This is a genomic window from Microvirga puerhi (assembly GCF_020089865.1).
GTDB classification, from domain to species: Bacteria; Pseudomonadota; Alphaproteobacteria; order Rhizobiales; family Beijerinckiaceae; genus Microvirga; species Microvirga puerhi.
The window spans coordinates 38,461-56,155 of the sequence record NZ_JAIRBM010000009.1 but is presented as its reverse complement, the minus strand read 5'-3'; the positions used below and the strand labels follow the sequence as shown (position 1 = coordinate 56,155).

Here is a 17,695-nt window from a genome sequence, read left to right as displayed (position 1 = left end):
CTCATCGTGAGCGTTATAGCCCGGTGAAAAATTATGGTTAAGAGCCACTTAACCACTCCGCTTTAGAGTTGCGCTCCTCAGAAGCCGCGGCATGCGCCACGGGCTGGAGGAGCGTGTGCGGAGCGTCGGATTGCGTCGAAAAGTCATTGTTCTGGCAGGAAGCCTAGTCGTCGGCATTGCTGCTGTTCCCGCTCGCGCTGCCGACCTGCCGCCGGCGCCGGTGCTCGATGATTCCGACGAGCCGACCGGCTCAGGCTGGTATCTGCGAGGTGACATCGGTATCGACGAGCCGGTGCTGCGCCATGGACGCGACCTGGGAACTGCCATGACGCCGCCTCTCACTAAGGCACGGTTCGATCGAGAGGGAAGCTTCGGTGGCGGCATCGGCTATCATTGGGCGTCATTTCTTCGAACCGATCTGACCATCGACCGCCGGTTCGGCGGCACTTACAAAGGAAGCCGCTTCGGTGTCGGTTCGGGGCTCGCTTTCGACCGAGCGGATTTCGAGGCAACGACTGTCCTCCTCAACACCTATATCGATCTGCCGCTGTGGAGTGGCGTCACGCCCTATCTGGGTGCGGGCATCGGCGTCACGCGCAACCGCTTCGATGACGCCACGCGCAGCTTTGCCGACGTGATTGCGCCGGTGGCGCTGCCTTCGAAGACGCAGACGGCCCTGGCCTGGGCGCTCACGGGCGGCGTCGCCATCGACCTGACGGCACAACTGAAGCTCGATCTCGCCTATCGCTATACCCATCTCGGCTGGGCCCGCACCGGCTATGCGGATGTCGACGAGCCGCCGATCCGCGCCCGAAGCATAGGCACGCACGAACTGCGTATCGGCGCGCGCTACTATTTCGATTGAAGCATGATGGATTTCAGCCGTCCGACACGGATCGCATCGGACGGTTGACGGTTACTCCGCCGGATGGGCGGGCGGGTGATGCTTGCGCGGACCCAGATCTTCGCCATGGGCGCGCATGCCGGTCTGCTCGCGCAGCTTCTCGATCAGCTCGCTCACATAGGTCGCAGGCTTGGTGTAGCCGCCGAGGAGCAGGTAGATCGACGGTACCACGAGCACGGTGAGAAGAGTCGAGAGCGTGACGCCGCCGACGATCACCGAGCCGATGGCGTTGCGCGCTTCGGCACCGGCGCCGGACGACCAGGCGAGCGGGATTGCGCCGCCGATCATGGCGATCGACGTCATCAGGATGGGGCGCAAGCGCAGCACGGAAGCCTCGATCACTGCATCACGCACCGAGTAGCCGCGCTCGCGAAGCTGGTTCGAGAACTCGACGATCAGGATGCCGTTCTTCGTCATCAGGCCAATGAGAAGGATCATGCCGATCTGGCTGTAGATGTTGAGCGACTGGCCGGTCAGCGCGAGGGCCGCGAGGCCGCCGGTTACGGCGAGCGGCACCGTCAGCATGATGATGAAGGGGTTGATCCAGCTTTCGAACTGCGCGGCCAGGACAAGGAAGACCACCAGCAGCGCCATGCCGAACGTGACATAGATGGCGTTGGAGGATTCCTTGAAGTCCTTGGACTGGCCCGTATAGCCGATGCGTGCCTCGGCCGGCAGGTTGTCGTGCACGATCTGCTCGAGAATGCTCAGGCCCTCGCCGATGGAGACGCCCGGCCTCAAGGTCGACTGGATCGTGATCGAGCGCAGACGGTCGAAGCGGTTCAATGTCTGCGGCGCAGCGGATTCCGTCAGGGTCACGAAGGACGAGATCGGGATGAGTTCGCCGTTGGCGGCCCGCATGAACGTATTCGTCAGATCGTTCGGTGTCGCCCGGTCCTCGGGCCGGCCGCGCATGATGACGGAATATTCCTCGCCGCGATTCACGAAGGTCGAGATCTCGGTTTCGCCGAACATCAACTGGAGCGTGCGACCGATATCCTCAATGGAGACGCCGAGATCGGCGGCGCGGGCGCGGTCGATCTGCACGCGGATATCCGGCTGGGATTCCTTGTAGTTGGAATCCATGTTGACGAAGTTGCCGGTCTCCTGCGCCTTCTGCATCACGATATCGCGCCAGTCGCGCAAGGTGTTGTAGTCCGGTCCGCCGAGGACGAACTGGATCGGCTGCGAGAGACCGCGCTGGCCGAGCGAGCCCGGATTGATCGGGAATGCGCGCGCGCCGGGGAAATTCGAGACTTTGCCGAATAGCTCCTGCGTCAGGCTCTGCTGCTTCATGCTGCGCTGGTCCCATGGAACGAGGCGCACGATGATGATGCCGGAATTGACGGGGGACGGCCGCGCAAAGCCCGGCGCGACCTGGCTGGTGATCGACGCGACGATGCCTTTTTCCTGATAGGGCAGGATCTGCTTCTCGACCTCTTTCACACGCTCGCGCGTGTAGTCGAGGCTTGCACCTTCCGGTGCGCTGACCTGAACGATGATCGCGCCACGATCTTCCGTCGGCGAAAATTCCTTCGGAACGATCTGGAACAAGCCGTAGGCCGAGAAGGACACGGCCACGCCCATGGCGAGGATCACGAGCGGTGCCTTCAGGGCGCGCGATAGAATGCGCCGATAGACGTTGTTCATGCCCGTGAAGAAAGGCTCCGTCATGAGCTGGATGCGGCCATGTGCCGGCACCATCAGCTTGGAGCAGAGCATCGGCGTCAGCGTACGCGCGACAACACCGGAGAAGAAGATCGCAGCTGCGAGCGTGATGGCGAATTCACGGAACAACTTGCCCGTATTGCCGGTCATGAAGGCCAGCGGAATGAACACGGCCATGAGAGTTGCCGTCGTCGCGATCACCGCAAAGCCGATCTCCCGCGCACCATCGAAGGAGGCGAGCAGAGGCGGCTGGCCTTCCTCGATGCGGCGGTGAACGTTCTCGATCTCGACGATCGCATCGTCCACCACGATGCCGATGGCCAGAACGATGGCGAGCAGCGTCAGCACGTTCACGGATGCGTTGAAGAAGCTCATCACCATGAAGGCTGCGATGATCGAAACAGGAATCGCCACCATGGCGACGATCGTCGATCGCCAGTCGCGCAGGAACAGCAGGATCACCAGGATGACGAGGCACAGGCCTTCGATCAGCGTGTGCAGCACGCCGTTGATCGAGGCGCTGATGAACTGGCTCTCGTCGTAGGACACGTCGGCCGAGGTGCCGGGGGGGAGAGAGTCCTTGAGCTTGACCAGTTCCGCCCGCACGTCGTTGGCGACGGAGAGGGTGTTTGCCGTCGATTGGCGCACGATGCCGATGCCGACGGCGGTCTTGCCGGAATCGTAGAACTCAAAGCGCGTATCTTCCGCGCCGACCTCGACGCGGGCGACCTCTCCGAGGCGGACGAGGTAGCCGTTCTTGTTGGAGACGATGACCTGCTCGAAGTCGCGCGGGGAGGCGAGGCGGGAATCCGTCTTGACGGTGAATTCGCGCTGCTGGGATTCGATGCGTCCGCCCGGCAGTTCCACGTTCTGCTTCTTGATGGCGCTCTCGAGATCCTGAACCGTCAGGTTGCGCGCGGCCAGCGCGGCGCGGTCGACCCACAGCCGCATGGCATAGCGCCGCTCGCCTGCGAGATAGACGTTGGCGACGCCGGGAACGGTCGACAGACGATCGACATAGACCCGCTTCAGAAAGTCACTGAGTTCGAGCGCGTCGAGGGAGTTCGATGTGACGCTGATCCACATGATCGCGGAGGCATTGTCGTCCACCTTGCGGATGACCGGCTGGTCGACGCCATCGGGGAGGCGGCCGACAATCCGGAAAACGGCATCGCGGACGTCGGAGGTTGCTCCTTCCGGATCGCGTGCCACGTCGAATTCGATCGACACGGAGGAGCGCTCGTTCTGGCTCTGCGAGTTGATCTGACGGATGCCCTCGATGCCGGCGACGGCGCCTTCGATGACCTCGGTCACGCGGCTTTCGAGAACTTCGTTCGAGGCGCCGCGATAGATCGTCGAGACGGACACGACCGGCCGGTCCACGCTCGGATATTCCCGCACGGGCAGGTTGATCAGCGATGCGAGGCCGCCGACGACCAGCAGCAGACTGACCACGACGGCGAAAACGGGACGGCGGATGAAAAGGTCTGAAACCTGCATGGTTCTACGTGGTCCGAGGAGGAACGGGTCCGCTTGGGCACAAAGGCGTTGCCCCGACCTGCACGCGGGCGGACAGGGCAACGAAAATGATCAGTTCCGCTCCGCGGCTGCGGCACTTGTGATGGCGGGCGGAAGATTGAGCGAACTCCGGGACGGCTGCTCCTTGGTCGCAGCCGGCGGCTGCGCGGCGGCAGGAGGAGGCGATCCGAGAGGACGCGCAATCACTTCGATGCCCGGCCTCACGCGCTGGACGCCGAGGACGACGATGGTCTCGCCGGCCTTGAGCCCATCGAGCACCTCCACGTTGCCGCCCTGGCGCTGTCCGATGGTGATGACCCGGCGCTCGATCTTGTTGTCCTTCACCGGATAGACGAGCTGGCGCAGGCCTTCGCTCACGACGGCCTCTTCTGGTACGATGACCGCGTCGTCCTTGGTCGTGACCTCGAGAGCGACGGCGAGGAACATGCCCGGCTTGAGCGCCTCGTCCGGATTGTCGAACTCGGCCGTGAGCCGCACCGTGCGGGTCGTCTGGTCGACGCGCGGGTCGATGGTGGACACCGTGCCTTTGAAGACGCGGCCCTTGTACGCGGGCGAAGTGGCATTCACCACCTGACCGGGATTGAGACGCCCAAGAAGATTTTCCGGAACTGCGAAGTCGAGGCGCACCCGTGAGAGATCGTCGAGCGAGGTAATACGGGTTCCGGGAGAGATGTAGGCGCCCAGCGAGACCGAGCGGGTGCCGACGCGACCCGCGAAGGGGGCCCGGATCGTCAGATCCTCGAGCCGAGCCTCTGCGGCCTTGCGCTGAGCCTGGGCGGAAGCGATGGAGCCTTCGAGCGATTTCACCTGGGCCGTCAGGTCATCCACCTGGGCACCGGTGCCGGCACCGGTGCGGTTGAGAGCCTGCGCACGCTCCAGCTTGATCTGAACCTCGTTGCGAAGCGCAACGGCGCGGCTGGCCTCCGCGGTCGTCTGCTCGATCTCGGCCTTGCGCTCGGCAGCGTCGAGCTGCACGAGCATGTCGCCGGCCTTGACCTTCTGACCCTCTTCGAAGCCGATCTCGCCGATCACGCCTGCTACCTTGGCAGTCACGGTGATCGATTCATAGGCACGGACGGTGCCTACGGATTCACGGCTGTCGACGATCCGACCGGTCTTCACCGTGCTGACCTCGACCGTGGGTGGGCCGGAGGGGCCGCCGCGCCCTCCGCGTCCGGACCGGGCCGCGGGTTCCTCTGCTTTCGCGAAATAAGCCCCTATGACCGGTGCCTTCGCGAGGTGGCCGCCTTGATAGGCATACCAGCCGCCATACCCCGCTGCCCCCAGCACGGCAATGACGGCGAGCTGACGGGACACACGCATGCTCGCTCCTTGAAACCTTTTTTATGTCGGAGTTCCTAGCACAATATATGCCAAGCAATGCTACCATAGCGCAGCCTACACCAGATTTTGTATTACGATTTCGTAATCTGCCGCTCCTCCGAAAGTTTTGCTCTTACCTGCACCGTTCCGAGCAAGCTTGACAATGTTCATGTTATGTTCTAACGATGCGTGAATATTTGGAGTGCCGGAATTGCTTGATGTCTTTTTCATATCTGCAGAGGCGGGAGTTATTGCGAGCCCGTCATGCTCTCGCTGTCGCCCAGCTGGAGCTAAGGTTCTTACGCGTTTCACTCGCCTTGAGACGCTTCAATCCGTCCCAGCCGCGCGTCCCGGCGGGTCATCCAGGTGGTGGGCGATGGACGGATGGGGGAAGTTCCGCCCGCATCGAGCGCGTGTCCACACGTCCACGCCCGGGAGGTGGCGGGACACGCGTCATCCGTGGCCGGACTTACGAGACGACGCCAGCACAGGAAGTGCGTCTCGACGTGTCGGCGGCACATGCTCGCGCGCTCGTCCAGGAGGTGCAGAGATACGAGCCGAACTGGCGCCCAAGGCCGAGCATCTACGAAGGGGTCGAGGGCGAGATTCTCGCGAACGAATCCGCAGCCTCGCAAGCAGCAGCGCGGCTGAGAGAATTGAATAGGCCAGAGCCTGTCCGGGGACCGATGGAGGAAATCCTTATGTCCAATGGGCAGCATGTTGGGATGCGATACAGGAGTGCTGCAGATAATGTGCGAACAGTCACGAGCCCTGAATTCAATACGTTGCTCGAAGCGCTTGTCCCTGGCTCGCAGACTGTTCCATCGCCACCGGCATATGAGGGGTTTTGGTACAGGCGATTTGATGGGTCGGTCTTCGGCGTGCGGCGAAGTGAAGAACACGGAATTACGATCGACGTAATCCTGAACGGCCATCCGACCGTTCGAAGCGGATACAAGGTACACCAGAAATGACAAAAGAGCCTAGGCACAAACATTTCGGCCGCCCGATGAGCCAATGGATTAAGATGGTGGCCAACGAACTTCCGGTCGACGCCGTCGGGATGTGGCAGATCGTACCCGGGGGGCGCCACGGCTTCGGCCTCGAAGGGGAAGCTCTGACCGATTATGTCCGGCGCTGCATCGCCGAGTTGTTGTCACGCGGCGCGGTGCCGGTCATAGGCGGGGGCGGTACCGGATATTACTGGATCGAGCAGAAGCAATACGGTTCGAAGCCGGATGAGATCATCGAGAATGTGGTGCGCGAGTGGCTTGCCAACGGCGCAAAGGACGAAGACCCCGGCGGTCTCTGGTTCGCGCTCCCTCGAATGTGCGAGACGCGATGGAAATGACAACGGAAGAACCTAAACACCTCAGGTACGGCCACCCCATGAGCGAATGGATTAAGATGGTGGCCAACGAATTGCCGATCGATGCCGTCGGGATGTGGCAGATCGTGCCGGGTGGCCGCCGTGGTTTCGGCCTCGAAGGGGAAGCTCTGACCGATTATGTCCGGCGCTGCATCGCCGAGCTTCTGTCGCGCGGTGCGGTGCCGGTCGTAGGCGGCGGGCTGGACGGTGAGCATGAGTGGATCGCTCAGCTGCAATATGGCTCGAAGCCGGATGAAATTATCGAGAATGTGGTGCGTGAATGGCTTGCCAATGGCGCGAAGGACGAAGACCCAGGCGGTCTGTGGTTCGCCCGCCGAGAGCGGGCTTGGTTCCCTCCCGCTTGAGAAATGTGCGAGACGCGTCGGAAGTGATATCTCGCCCGATCATTGCCGACAGACTGGGATGATTGTCCGGAGGGATGTCGCTGAATTGTCTTGACTGGCAAGGGCTGCTCCCGCATACCTGTCGGCGGGACACCTCTCCCCAACGAGAGGCGCCCATCTGTAAGGATGGAATGACATGACAGATCTCCCTGCCGCGCGTCCTCGCGCGCCTTTTTTCTCGTCTGGCCCCTGCGCGAAGCGCCCCGGATGGTCTCTCCAAAATCTGAAGACCGACGCCCTCGGCCGCTCGCATCGCGCCAAGCTTGGCAAGGCGCGCCTGAAGCGGGCCATCGATCTCACTCGCGAGATCCTTGAGGTTCCGGCCGACTATCGCATCGGTATCGTTCCCGCCTCCGACACCGGTGCGGTCGAAATGGCCCTGTGGTCGCTGCTCGGCGCCCGGCCCGTCGACATGCTAGCCTGGGAAAGCTTCGGCGAGGGCTGGGTCACGGATGTAGTCAAGCAGCTCAAGCTTGATGATGCCCGCGTCATCACCACGCCTTATGGTGAGCTTCCCGATCTGTCCAAAGTGGACACCAAGACCCGCGATGTGGTCTTCACCTGGAATGGCACCACCTCCGGCGTGCGCGTCCCCAACGCGGACTGGATCGCGGCGGACCGCGAGGGCCTGACGATCTGTGACGCCACCTCGGCGGCCTTCGCGCAGAAGCTCGATTTCGCCAAGCTCGACGTGGTCACCTTCTCCTGGCAGAAGGTGCTCGGCGGCGAGGCGGCCCACGGCATGCTCATTCTTTCGCCCCGCGCGGTCGAGCGGCTCGAAACCTACAAGCCGGCTTGGCCATTGCCGAAGATCTTCCGCATGACCAAGGGCGGCAAGCTCATCGAGGGCATCTTCGAGGGCGAGACGATCAACACACCCTCCATGCTCTGCGTCGAGGATTACATCGACGCGCTCGAATGGGCGCAGGGTCTCGGGGGCCTCAAAGGTCTGCTTGCGAAGGCCGATGCCAACGCGAAGGTCATTCTCGACTGGACTGCCCGGACGCCCTGGATCGCCAATCTCGCCAAGGATCTGGCCACCGCCTCCAACACCAGCGTCTGCCTCGTCGTTGCCGATCCGGACGTGGTCGCGAAGGGACCGGAGGCTGTGGCCCAGGTTGCCAAGGGCATCGCTGCAATCCTCGACAAGGAAGGCGTCGCCTTCGACATCGGCGCCTATCGCGATGCGCCTTCCGGCCTTCGCATTTGGTGCGGCGCGACGGTGGAAGCCTCCGACCTTCAGGCCCTGACGCCGTGGCTCGATTGGGCCTTCGCGCAGGAAAAGGCGAAGCTCGCGAAAGCGGCTTGATGCTCCCGTTCCCTCCCCCTTGCGGGGAGGGCTAGGGTGGGGGTCGCAAACTCAAAGCGTGACCGGAGCCACCCTCGCAGTGACGAGCCTGTAAGTGCCCGTCCTGCACAGTTTCGCAATTTGATCTCACCCGGTGGGGCAACCCCCACCCCCAACCCCTCCCCACAAGGGGGAGGGGAGTTTGAGGTGCACCATGCCCGCTCCCCGCGTACTCATTTCCGATGCTCTTTCGCCCGCTGCCGTGCAGATCTTCAAGGATCGCGGCATCGACGTCGACTTCCAGCCCGATCTCGGCAAGGACAAAGATAAACTTGCCGCCGTGATCGGTGATTACGACGGCCTCGCCATCCGCTCCGCCACGAAGGTCACAGCGAAAATCCTCGAACAGGCTAAGAACCTGAAGGTGATCGGCCGCGCCGGCATCGGCGTCGATAATGTCGAGATTCCCGCCGCCACGGCGAAGGGCATCATCGTCATGAACACGCCCTTCGGCAATTCCATCACCACGGCCGAGCATGCCGTCGCGATGATGTTCGCGCTGGCGCGCCAGATCCCGCAGGCCGATGCATCGACGCAGGCTGGCAAGTGGGAGAAGAACCGCTTCATGGGCGTCGAGCTCACCGGCAAGGTGCTCGGTGTCATCGGCTGCGGCAATATCGGGTCGATCGTGGCCGAGCGCGGCATCGGCCTGCGCATGCGGGTGATCGCCTACGATCCGTTCCTGTCGCCGGAGCGGGCTCTCGAACTCGGCGTCGAGAAGGTGGAGCTGGACGATCTCCTGCGCCGTGCCGACATCATCACCCTGCACGTGCCGATGACCGAGAAGACGAAGAACATTCTCTCGGCCGAGAACATCGCCAAGACCAAGAAGGGCGTGCGCATCATCAACTGCGCCCGTGGCGGCCTCGTCGATGAGGCAGCCCTGCGCGCTGCACTCGATTCGGGCCACGTCGCAGGCGCTGCCTTCGACGTGTTCACGGAAGAGCCGGCGACCGCCAATCCGCTCTTCGGCCATCCCAACGTGGTCTGCACCCCGCATCTCGGCGCAGCGACGACGGAAGCGCAGGAGAACGTGGCGCTTCAGGTCGCCGAGCAGATGTCCGATTATCTGCTCCAGGGCGCGATCCAGAACGCCGTGAACTTCCCGTCGATCACGGCGGAGGAAGCACCGCGCCTCAAGCCCTTCGTGGCACTGGCGGAGAAGCTCGGTTCCTTCTTGGGCCAGCTCACGGAAGCGCCGATCAAGGGCATTCGCATCGAGTACGAAGGTGACGTCGCCGAGATGAATACCCGTGCGCTGACATCGGCCGCCGTCACCGGCGTGCTGCGGCCCTTCCTGCAGGACATCAACATGGTGTCGGCGCCTGTTGTGGCCCGCGAGCGCGGGATCACGGTGGAGGAAGTGAAGCGTGAGAATGTGGCGCGCGACTACGAGAGCTTCATCCGCATTGTAGTGGATGCCGAGGACATGGCACGCCATGCGGGCGGCACCGTGTTCCAGGATGGCAAGCCGCGTGTCACCGAGATTCGCGACATCGCCGTCGACGCGGAATTCGCGCCGCACATGATCTATGTGCGCAACGCCGACAAGCCAGGTTTCATCGGCAGCTTCGGTACGCTTCTCGGCCAGTCCGGCCTCAACATCGCGACCTTCGCCCTTGGCCGCGACGAGCCCGGTGGCGATGCCATCTGCTTCGTCTCCGTCGATCAGCCGGTGACGGAGGAGCTGCTGCGCAAGATCGAGGACATCCCGCAGGTGAAGCGCGCCCGCTCCGTGCGGTTCTGAAAATACCCTGTCATTCCGGGACAGCGCGCAGCGCTGGACCCGGAACCTACAGCCGCTGACGGTGCGGATTAAAGTGCAACGGCTATCGCGGCTTTCTATTCGGAACTGTCAGTGTTTATGGGTTCCGGGTTCCGCTGCGCGGCCCCGGAATGACGGTATTTGTCTTTATGCCCTCCGCTCGGCCAGCCAAATGCCGCCGAGCACGAGCACCAAACCGAGCGCGTGATAGAACGCGAAGGGTTCTCCGAGGAGGAGGACCGCCAACAGGGCGCCGAAGACCGGAACAAGATTCACGAAGAGACCGGCCCGGGCCGGGCCGATCAGTTCCACGCCGCGGATGAAGAAAACCTGAGCGAGAAGCGACGGCAGGAACGCGACGTAGATCAGCACGAGGCCTCCCTTCATCGTCGGCCATTGAACGGTGCCGTGCGCGATTTCGAGGGCCAGGAGCGGCAGCGAACTCAGGAAGGCGACGATCGCGAGGGCGGTGAAGAACACGAGTCCTGAGACGGGCGGCCGATGTCTCAGGCCGAGGGTGTATCCGGCATAGAACACGCAGGCGATCAGCATCCACACGTCGCCGATGTTCAGCGCCAGCGTCCGCAAGATCTCAAGATCCGCCTTCACGGAGACGAGGATCACGCCGGCCACCGTGACGATCATGCCGAGAATCTGCAGGGGCAGAACCGGAGCACGGAAGAACAGAACCATGCCGATCAGGACCAGCACCGGAATCGCACCCTGGAAGATCGTGAGGTTGACTGCGCTCGTATAGTGGGCGGCGGCATAGAACAGGGCGTTGAACGCCGTGAAGCCGAAGGCACCCATGAGAACGATGAAGAGCCAGCTTTTGCGCAGCAGCGGCCATTCGGCGACGACCTTGCGTCCGAGCAGAGGCAGCATCACGCAGACCACCAGCACCCAGCGCAGGCAGGTCAGCACCATGGGAGAGATCTCGCCGACGGCCAGGCGGCCGGCAATGGCATTGCCGCCCCAGAATAGGGTCGTCACCACGAGCAGAAGATAGGCCTGTCCGAAGAATCCCTTCCAGAGGGAATGCAGGATTTTCATGGGACGCAGGACCTCCAAGCGCTTGCCGCCGCGCGCCGTTCGGTTAAACCGGCGCAAAAGGGAGGCTCTAGCAGGTCATGGCCTTAAGATTTCTGGTGGTCGAGGGCAATACGCAGGGCGCAAGGCAGGCCCACCGTGAGGCCTATGGACTCATGCCGTCCGAGTCCTATGCTGCCGTGTTGCAGGAAATCGCGCCGGATGCCCTCTGCGATCTGGCGTTCCCCGCGGATGAGGGGGCGAACCTCCCCGATGCCTCCGGTCTTGAATCGTATGACGACATCGTGCTGACCGGTTCCCATCTCAACATCTACGACCGGACGCCGGATATCCTCCGCCAGATCGATCTCATGCGCGCGATCTATGCATCCGGCACGCCAAGCTTCGGGTCCTGCTGGGGCCTGCAGGTGGCGGCCGTCGCGGCGGAAGGGGATGTGCGCCCCAATCCATCAGGCCGCGAAGTAGGCTTCGCCCGACGTCTGACCCGGACGCAGGCGGGGGAGGGCCATCCTCTGCTCGATGGGAGACCGGCCGCCTACGATGCACCTGCCATCCACCTCGACATGGTGACCGCGCCGCCCACGAGCTGCACCATTCTGGCCTCGAATGCGGTGTCCTTCGTGCAGGCTGCCGAGATCACGGTGAATGGCGGCACGTTCTGGGGTGTCCAGTATCATCCGGAATTCAGCCTCGGCGAACTGGCTGTCATCCTTGCCCGGCGAACCAAGATCCTCATCGACGAGGGGTTCTGCCGCACTGCCGAGGACGCATCCGCCTACGTGGCCGACCTGAAGACCCTGCATGCGGATCCGGCAAGGCAGGATCTCGCCTGGCGCCACGGCCTCGATGCGGAAGTGCTGGATCCTGAACGCCGCACCCGCGAAATCCGTAACTTCATTGCTCACCGGGTTCAGCCGGAGAAGAGCATCCGGGGGCGTGCCTGACGTAACCGGCAATCTCTCGGGAGATGAGATGGAGGAGGATGAGCGGTATTCCATCTTGACCTCGCCGCCTTGATCCACCATGAGAGTTTGCAAGGTTTTTCCACCCCAAACCCTGGCCTTGCGCCAGGGTTTTTTCATGTGAGGCTATAAGCGATGGCGAACGTGGTTGTCGTGGGCGCCCAGTGGGGCGACGAGGGCAAGGGCAAGATCGTCGACTGGCTGTCCGAACAGGCTGACGTGGTCGTACGGTTCCAGGGCGGCCACAATGCCGGCCATACCCTCGTCATCGGCGACAAGGTTTACAAGCTCTCGCTCCTGCCCTCCGGCGTCGTGCGCCCCAACAAGCTGTCCGTGATCGGCAACGGCGTCGTTCTCGATCCCCATGCCCTTGCGGGAGAGGTGGAGCGCTTGGCGGAGCAGGGAGTTGCGATCACCCGCGACAACCTGCGCATCGCCGAGAACGCGACGCTCATCCTCTCCATCCATCGTGAGCTTGATGCCCTTCGCGAAAGCGGCAGCGCGGGCACCAAGATTGGCACCACCAAGCGCGGCATCGGTCCGGCCTATGAGGACAAGGCAGGCCGGCGTGCCATCCGCCTCATGGATCTCGCCGATTTTGGCTCCCTGCCAGACAAGATCGATCGCCTGCTGACGCACCACAACGCGCTGCGTCGCGGCTTCGGCCTTTCCGAGTTCGACCCCAAGGTCATCTACGACGAGCTCGCCTCCGTGGCTGACAAGGTGCTTCCCTACATGGATGCGGTGTGGCGGCTCCTCGACGAGGAGCGCAGGGCCGGCAAGCGCATCCTGTTCGAGGGCGCTCAAGGGGCGCTCCTCGACGTGGATCACGGCACCTACCCCTTCGTCACGTCATCCAACACGGTGGCGGGGCAGGCGGCAACGGGCTCCGGCCTCGGGCCCGGGGCGGTCGGCTATGTGCTGGGAATCGCCAAGGCCTATACGACCCGTGTCGGCGAGGGGCCGTTCCCGACCGAGCTCTTCGACGAAATCGGCGAGCTGATCGGCCAGAAGGGCAAGGAATTCGGCGTCGTCACCGGCCGCAAGCGCCGCTGCGGATGGTTCGATGCGACCCTGGTGCGGCAGACCGTGCGCACTTCCGGGATCGACGGCATCGCGCTCACGAAGCTCGATATCCTTGACGGCTTCGACACGATCAAGGTCGGCGTCGGCTATCGGCTCGACGGCGAGACGATCGACTATTTCCCTGCGAGCCAGGGCGCACAGGCCCGCGTCGAGCCGATCTATGAGGAGATGGAGGGCTGGAGCGGCTCCACGGCCGGTGCGCGCTCATGGGCGGATCTTCCAGCACAGGCGATCAAATATGTCCGCCGGATCGAGGAATTGATCGGCGCGCCGGTGGCGGTGCTCTCCACCTCGCCGGAGCGTGACGACACAATCCTCATGAAGAACCCCTTTGAGGGTTGACGCGGGGCGCGCTCCGCGCCATTCCGAGGGCAAATGGCAGATTATTACCCACTGATTGCCCGAGCCGTCGAAGGCTTGTCCGACCAGACGCCCGAAATGCGGCGCGCCGTTTACGAACGCGCGCGCTCCGCTCTCGTGGCTCAGTTGCGTTCACTTGATCCGCCTCTGTCGGAGGCTGACCTCCAGAAGGAAAGCCGCTCGCTGGACGATGCTATTGTCCGGGTCGAGGCGGATTTCTCCTTCAAGGATTTCGATTTCAACACCGAGCCGTCCGTAAGCCCGGCCTCCGCAGAGGAGCCGCCGCGCCGCCATGAACCCGCGCCGGTTGTGCCCCTGTCGGCACCTGCGACTTTCAAGCCGGACGATGCGGACGAGCATGATGCCGACGTGCAGGACAATGCCGCTGCGCGACCGCGGGTGGAGAGCCGGCCGCATCCGGGCATCCAGGGCAACAAGCGTGGACGGACGATTATCCTCGGGACCGTACTCGCCCTCGTCATCGCGGCGATTGCGGCGGTCGCCTTCCTCTGGCGCGACAAGCCGGAGGATCTGACGCCCCAGACACCGGTGGCCCAGGCACCTCAGTCCCAGCCCGAGGCCGGCAAGAATAACGATCGTGTCGGCGCACCGTCAGCACCCGCTCCCGCCCCGTCGCAGCCCGCGCGGCAGGAAATCGGCGTGGCGCAACGCGCGGTTCTCTATGAAGAGGATCCGTCCAACCCATCTGCGCCTAAGGCGCAGACCGGCCGTGTCGTCTGGCGTCTTGAGGACATCAATCCCGGACAGGGCCAGCCGCTGCAGCGCGCCGTAACGGCCAATATCGACATTCCGGACGCCGGATTGACCATGCGGATGGTGCTGCGTCGCAATCTCGATGCGACGCTGCCGGCATCCCACACGGTGGAAATCTCCTTCACCACGCGCGCTGGGGATAGCGGCCGCGTCATTCGGGACGTTGGCCTGCTTCAGTTCAAGGATGAGGAAGCCGCGCGCGGAACGCCCGTCGCAGGCCTGCCGGTGCCCGTGCGGGAAAATCTCTTCCTCATCGGCTTTTCGAACCTGTCAGGCGATGTGGAGCGCAACACGGAATTGTTCGTGAGGCGCAATTGGATCGACCTGCCCGTGCGGATGGCGTCGGGACAGCGCGCCATTCTCAGCTTTGAGAAGGGGGCCGCTGGGGCGCAGGTGGTCAACAGCGCCTTCAGCCAGTGGCAATAATCGAATGAAAAAGCCGCGGTTCTCCGCGGCTTTCTTCTGCGTCCTGATGGCGGACGTCAGTGCGCTTCTTCGGGGGCCTCGATCTTGGCGAGGTTCTTCTTGACGGCTTCCTGAACCTTCTCGAATGCGCGGACTTCGATCTGACGCACCCGCTCACGGGAAACGCCGAACTCCGTCGAGAGCTCCTCGAGCGTGATCGGGTCGTCGGACAGGCGACGTGCCTCGAAGATGCGGCGTTCGCGCGGGTTCAGAACGGTCAAGGCACTGCGCAGGGCGGACAGGCGGTTCTGGCCTTCCTCTTCCTGCACGAGCGTCTGCTCCTGGCTCTCGGAATTGTCCACGAGCCAGTCCTGCCACTCGCCTTCCCCTTCCTCGCGCAGAGGAGCATTCAGGGAGGCGTCGCCGCCGAGGCGGCGGTTCATGTCCACCACGTCCTGCTCGTTGACGCCGAGCTGCGTGGCGATCTGCTTGACCTGGTCGGGATGCAGATCGCCCTCGTCGAGTGCCGAAATGCGGCCCTTGGCCTTGCGCAGGTTGAAGAACAGCTTCTTCTGGTTCGCAGTGGTGCCCATCTTCACGAGGGACCAGGAACGCAGGATGTATTCTTGAATCGCGGCCTTGATCCACCACATGGCATAGGTGGCAAGCCGGAAGCCCTTCTCGGGCTCGAACCGTTTGACGGCCTGCATAAGGCCGACATTTCCTTCGGACACGACCTCGCTGATCGGCAGGCCATAGCCGCGATAGCCCATGGCGATTTTCGCCACGAGACGGAGGTGGGATGTCACGAGCTTATGAGCGGCCTCGCGATCTCCATGCTCCCGCCAGCGCTTGGCGAGCATGTATTCCTCACGCGGCTCAAGCATGGGGAACCGACGAATTTCGTCGAGATAGCGCGAAAGGCCCCCTTCATTGGCAAGCACTGGAAGCGCTGCAGCCATATCGATCTCCTTGTTTGGCCCCCTCTTGAGACGAGGCAAGCCCAGGACGGCCTCCGGCAATGGACGGCCATCCGCACGCCCAATATAGACGGTCGAACCTTGTCAGAACAGAGGCAGTCTGGCTTCAAGACGGGACAACGCCTGGAATCTGCAAGGGTGCCGCCTCGGCTAAATTTTGCGACGGATTGCCGCTCTTATTCAGCTCCGCAGGGCTTGGAGAAGGCGTTCCATGTCGGTCGGAAGCGGGCTTTCGAAATGGAGGAACTCCCCCGTTCGCGGATGCACGAAACCGAGCACGGCCGCGTGCAGCGCCTGCCGCCCCAAGGCACTGAGGGCAGCCTGCTGCGGCTCCGACAACCGGTTGGCCTTCGTCTTGAAGCCCGATCCATAGAGAGAATCGCTGAGCAACGGATGACCGAGATGGGCCATATGAACGCGGATCTGGTGAGTCCGGCCGGTTTCCAGGACGCATCGCACGAGGCTTGCGACCGGTGCTGAGACGGGCAGGGGCTCGACGAGCTCGTAATGGGTGATGGCGTAGCGGCCCCGATCTTCGCCGACGACGGCAATCTTCTCGCGATTGTGAAGGCTGCGGGCAAGCGCGGCCTCCACGGTGCCGTGCTGGCGGGCGGGGACGCCCCAGACGATCGCCAGATAGGCGCGTTCGAGCGGCCCACTGCGTCCGTGATCGGCGAACTGCTCGGCCAGACCCTGATGTGCCCGGTCATTCTTGGCGACGACGAGGAGGCCGGACGTGTCCTTGTCCAGCCGATGGACGATGCCCGGCCGCTTGACCCCGCCAATTCCGGAAAGACTGTCGCCGCAATGGGCGATGAGCGCGTTGACGAGCGTGCCTGTTTCGTGACCGGCCGCGGGATGGACGACGAGGCCCGCCGGCTTGTCGATCACGATCAGATCCTCGTCCTCATACACGATGGTAAGCGCTATGGTCTCGCCTTGAGGCTCCGCCGGTACAGCGGGCGGAACGACGAGTTCGATGCGGGCGCCGCCTGCCACCTTCCGGCTCGGGTCGAGGACGGCGATTCCATCGATCTCGACCTGCCCATCACGTATCAGCGCCTGCAGGCGGCTTCGTGATAAATCTCCTGCGAGACCGGCCAGCACCCGATCGAGCCGCTCTGCCGGAATTCCGGCTTCCAGGATCCATTCTTTCCGCGTTTCGCCGCTCACCGTATCCTCGTTGTCAGGATCCTTCGCTTTTTTCTGCGAAAGGACTTGAAGGGTTTCCCCGAGGTGGTTATACGAGCGGCCTTCACCTTGCTAGCTCCCTTCGTCTAGCGGTCTAGGACGTCGCCCTCTCACGGCGAAAACAGGGGTTCGAGTCCCCTAGGGAGCGCCAAAGGTTTCAAAAGCCTCGCTTGATGCGAGGCTTTTTGCTGTCTGCTTCAGAAATCGGCATCTGGACGTTCTGTCAGCTTGCGAATCCTGAAGCAGGTTTGTTTGATTCCCCCATGCATCGGTTCTTGCAAAAGCTCCGCCGGGCAGCAGTCCGGTTATTCGGGCATCGAACGCATGAAGGCCTGACAGCGGTGGAATATGAGGCCGTCTGTCTTTTGGCTTATGAAGGCCGTGACGCGCTGGCTAAGGCGCGGGAGCAGGCTGCCTATTGCCACAGGATGAAAAGCTCCAGCGGCGTGATTTTCTGGACATCCGTTGCCGACGAAGTGGCGCGCCGCACGGGCAGGGCAACAGCAAAGGGCGACGAAGGCCAGAGGCAGACGCCGCGCGGGAGCAGCTGAGCCGTCGCTGGAACCT

The 17,695-nt window shown here is 63.1% G+C and carries 14 protein-coding genes and 1 tRNA gene; 10 read left to right on the top strand and 5 right to left on the bottom strand.

Annotation, left to right across the window (positions count from 1 at the left end):
• Nucleotides 1–91: 91 nt before the first annotated feature.
• The gene (locus K9B37_RS13445; RefSeq protein WP_224313607.1) at nt 92–865 is read left to right on the top strand and encodes an outer membrane protein; all 774 of its coding nucleotides are present in this window, start codon (nt 92–94) and stop codon (nt 863–865) included.
• A 51-nt stretch (nt 866–916) separates the two neighbouring features.
• On the opposite strand, the gene K9B37_RS13440 is transcribed toward K9B37_RS13445, so the two are convergent.
• Both K9B37_RS13440 and K9B37_RS13435 read right to left on the bottom strand, forming a co-directional pair.
• Nucleotides 917–4,072 (bottom strand): efflux RND transporter permease subunit, encoded by a 3,156-nt coding sequence (locus tag K9B37_RS13440; RefSeq protein WP_224313606.1) that lies wholly within the window; start codon nt 4,070–4,072, stop codon nt 917–919.
• Nucleotides 4,073–4,162: 90 nt separating this feature from the next.
• Nucleotides 4,163–5,434 (bottom strand): efflux RND transporter periplasmic adaptor subunit, encoded by a 1,272-nt coding sequence (locus K9B37_RS13435; protein WP_224313605.1) that lies wholly within the window; start codon nt 5,432–5,434, stop codon nt 4,163–4,165.
• Nucleotides 5,435–6,443: 1,009 nt separating this feature from the next.
• On the opposite strand from K9B37_RS13435, the gene K9B37_RS13430 reads away from it, so the two are divergent.
• The 4 genes from K9B37_RS13430 to serA all read left to right on the top strand — a co-directional run bounded on the left by K9B37_RS13430 (nt 6,444) and on the right by serA (nt 10,302).
• Nucleotides 6,444–6,785, top strand: coding sequence for a hypothetical protein (locus K9B37_RS13430; protein WP_224313604.1), 342 nt, complete (start codon nt 6,444–6,446; stop codon nt 6,783–6,785).
• A gap of 38 nt (nt 6,786–6,823) precedes the next feature.
• Nucleotides 6,824–7,168: a hypothetical protein gene (locus K9B37_RS13425; protein ID WP_224313603.1), complete on the top strand. Its 345-nt coding sequence runs from the start codon at nt 6,824–6,826 to the stop codon at nt 7,166–7,168.
• A gap of 175 nt (nt 7,169–7,343) precedes the next feature.
• The gene (locus tag K9B37_RS13420; RefSeq protein WP_224313602.1) at nt 7,344–8,516 is read left to right on the top strand and encodes a phosphoserine transaminase; all 1,173 of its coding nucleotides are present in this window, start codon (nt 7,344–7,346) and stop codon (nt 8,514–8,516) included.
• A 193-nt stretch (nt 8,517–8,709) separates the two neighbouring features.
• Entirely contained in the window at nt 8,710–10,302 is a 1,593-nt protein-coding gene (serA, locus tag K9B37_RS13415; RefSeq protein WP_224313601.1) for a phosphoglycerate dehydrogenase, read from the top strand.
• A gap of 165 nt (nt 10,303–10,467) precedes the next feature.
• On the opposite strand, the gene K9B37_RS13410 is transcribed toward serA, so the two are convergent.
• Complete coding sequence (locus K9B37_RS13410) at nt 10,468–11,373, bottom strand: DMT family transporter (RefSeq protein WP_224313600.1); 906 nt, start codon at nt 11,371–11,373, stop codon at nt 10,468–10,470.
• Nucleotides 11,374–11,450: 77 nt separating this feature from the next.
• Here K9B37_RS13410 and K9B37_RS13405 point away from each other — a divergent pair, with 77 nt between their 5' ends.
• The 3 genes from K9B37_RS13405 to K9B37_RS13395 all read left to right on the top strand — a co-directional run bounded on the left by K9B37_RS13405 (nt 11,451) and on the right by K9B37_RS13395 (nt 14,978).
• On the top strand, nt 11,451–12,314 hold the full coding sequence (locus K9B37_RS13405) for a type 1 glutamine amidotransferase (RefSeq protein ID WP_224313599.1): 864 nt from the start codon (nt 11,451–11,453) through the stop codon (nt 12,312–12,314).
• 153 nt (nt 12,315–12,467) lie between these two features.
• On the top strand, nt 12,468–13,760 hold the full coding sequence (locus K9B37_RS13400; protein WP_224313598.1) for an adenylosuccinate synthase: 1,293 nt from the start codon (nt 12,468–12,470) through the stop codon (nt 13,758–13,760).
• Nucleotides 13,761–13,793: 33 nt separating this feature from the next.
• Nucleotides 13,794–14,978, top strand: a complete 1,185-nt coding sequence (locus K9B37_RS13395) for a histidine kinase (protein WP_224313597.1) — start codon at nt 13,794–13,796, stop codon at nt 14,976–14,978.
• Nucleotides 14,979–15,034: 56 nt separating this feature from the next.
• Here the strand turns inward: K9B37_RS13395 and rpoH are convergent, their stop codons facing one another.
• Both rpoH and K9B37_RS13385 read right to left on the bottom strand, forming a co-directional pair.
• Nucleotides 15,035–15,919: an RNA polymerase sigma factor RpoH gene (gene rpoH, locus K9B37_RS13390; protein ID WP_224313596.1), complete on the bottom strand. Its 885-nt coding sequence runs from the start codon at nt 15,917–15,919 to the stop codon at nt 15,035–15,037.
• 198 nt (nt 15,920–16,117) lie between these two features.
• Nucleotides 16,118–17,110, bottom strand: coding sequence for an RluA family pseudouridine synthase (locus K9B37_RS13385; RefSeq protein WP_224313595.1), 993 nt, complete (start codon nt 17,108–17,110; stop codon nt 16,118–16,120).
• A gap of 93 nt (nt 17,111–17,203) precedes the next feature.
• On the opposite strand from K9B37_RS13385, the gene K9B37_RS13380 reads away from it, so the two are divergent.
• Together K9B37_RS13380 and K9B37_RS13375 are read left to right on the top strand one after the other, a co-directional pair.
• Nucleotides 17,204–17,279, top strand: a tRNA-Glu gene (locus K9B37_RS13380).
• Between the two features lie 22 nt (nt 17,280–17,301).
• Nucleotides 17,302–17,679, top strand: a complete 378-nt coding sequence (locus K9B37_RS13375; protein ID WP_224313594.1) for a hypothetical protein — start codon at nt 17,302–17,304, stop codon at nt 17,677–17,679.
• Nucleotides 17,680–17,695: the final 16 nt, after the last annotated feature.

Bases quoted from the DNA above. Each gene is read 5' to 3' on its own strand.
- K9B37_RS13445 (WP_224313607.1), top strand. From the start codon at position 92: ATGCGCCACGGGCTGGAGGAGCGTGTGCGGAGCGTCGGATTGCGTCGA.
- K9B37_RS13440 (WP_224313606.1), bottom strand. From the start codon at position 4,072: ATGCAGGTTTCAGACCTTTTCATCCGCCGTCCCGTTTTCGCCGTCGTG.
- K9B37_RS13435 (WP_224313605.1), bottom strand. From the start codon at position 5,434: ATGCGTGTGTCCCGTCAGCTCGCCGTCATTGCCGTGCTGGGGGCAGCG.
- K9B37_RS13430 (WP_224313604.1), top strand. From the start codon at position 6,444: ATGAGCCAATGGATTAAGATGGTGGCCAACGAACTTCCGGTCGACGCC.
- K9B37_RS13425 (WP_224313603.1), top strand. From the start codon at position 6,824: ATGAGCGAATGGATTAAGATGGTGGCCAACGAATTGCCGATCGATGCC.
- K9B37_RS13420 (WP_224313602.1), top strand. From the start codon at position 7,344: ATGACAGATCTCCCTGCCGCGCGTCCTCGCGCGCCTTTTTTCTCGTCT.
- serA (WP_224313601.1), top strand. From the start codon at position 8,710: ATGCCCGCTCCCCGCGTACTCATTTCCGATGCTCTTTCGCCCGCTGCC.
- K9B37_RS13410 (WP_224313600.1), bottom strand. From the start codon at position 11,373: ATGAAAATCCTGCATTCCCTCTGGAAGGGATTCTTCGGACAGGCCTAT.
- K9B37_RS13405 (WP_224313599.1), top strand. From the start codon at position 11,451: ATGGCCTTAAGATTTCTGGTGGTCGAGGGCAATACGCAGGGCGCAAGG.
- K9B37_RS13400 (WP_224313598.1), top strand. From the start codon at position 12,468: ATGGCGAACGTGGTTGTCGTGGGCGCCCAGTGGGGCGACGAGGGCAAG.
- K9B37_RS13395 (WP_224313597.1), top strand. From the start codon at position 13,794: ATGGCAGATTATTACCCACTGATTGCCCGAGCCGTCGAAGGCTTGTCC.
- rpoH (WP_224313596.1), bottom strand. From the start codon at position 15,919: ATGGCTGCAGCGCTTCCAGTGCTTGCCAATGAAGGGGGCCTTTCGCGC.
- K9B37_RS13375 (WP_224313594.1), top strand. From the start codon at position 17,302: ATGCGAGGCTTTTTGCTGTCTGCTTCAGAAATCGGCATCTGGACGTTC.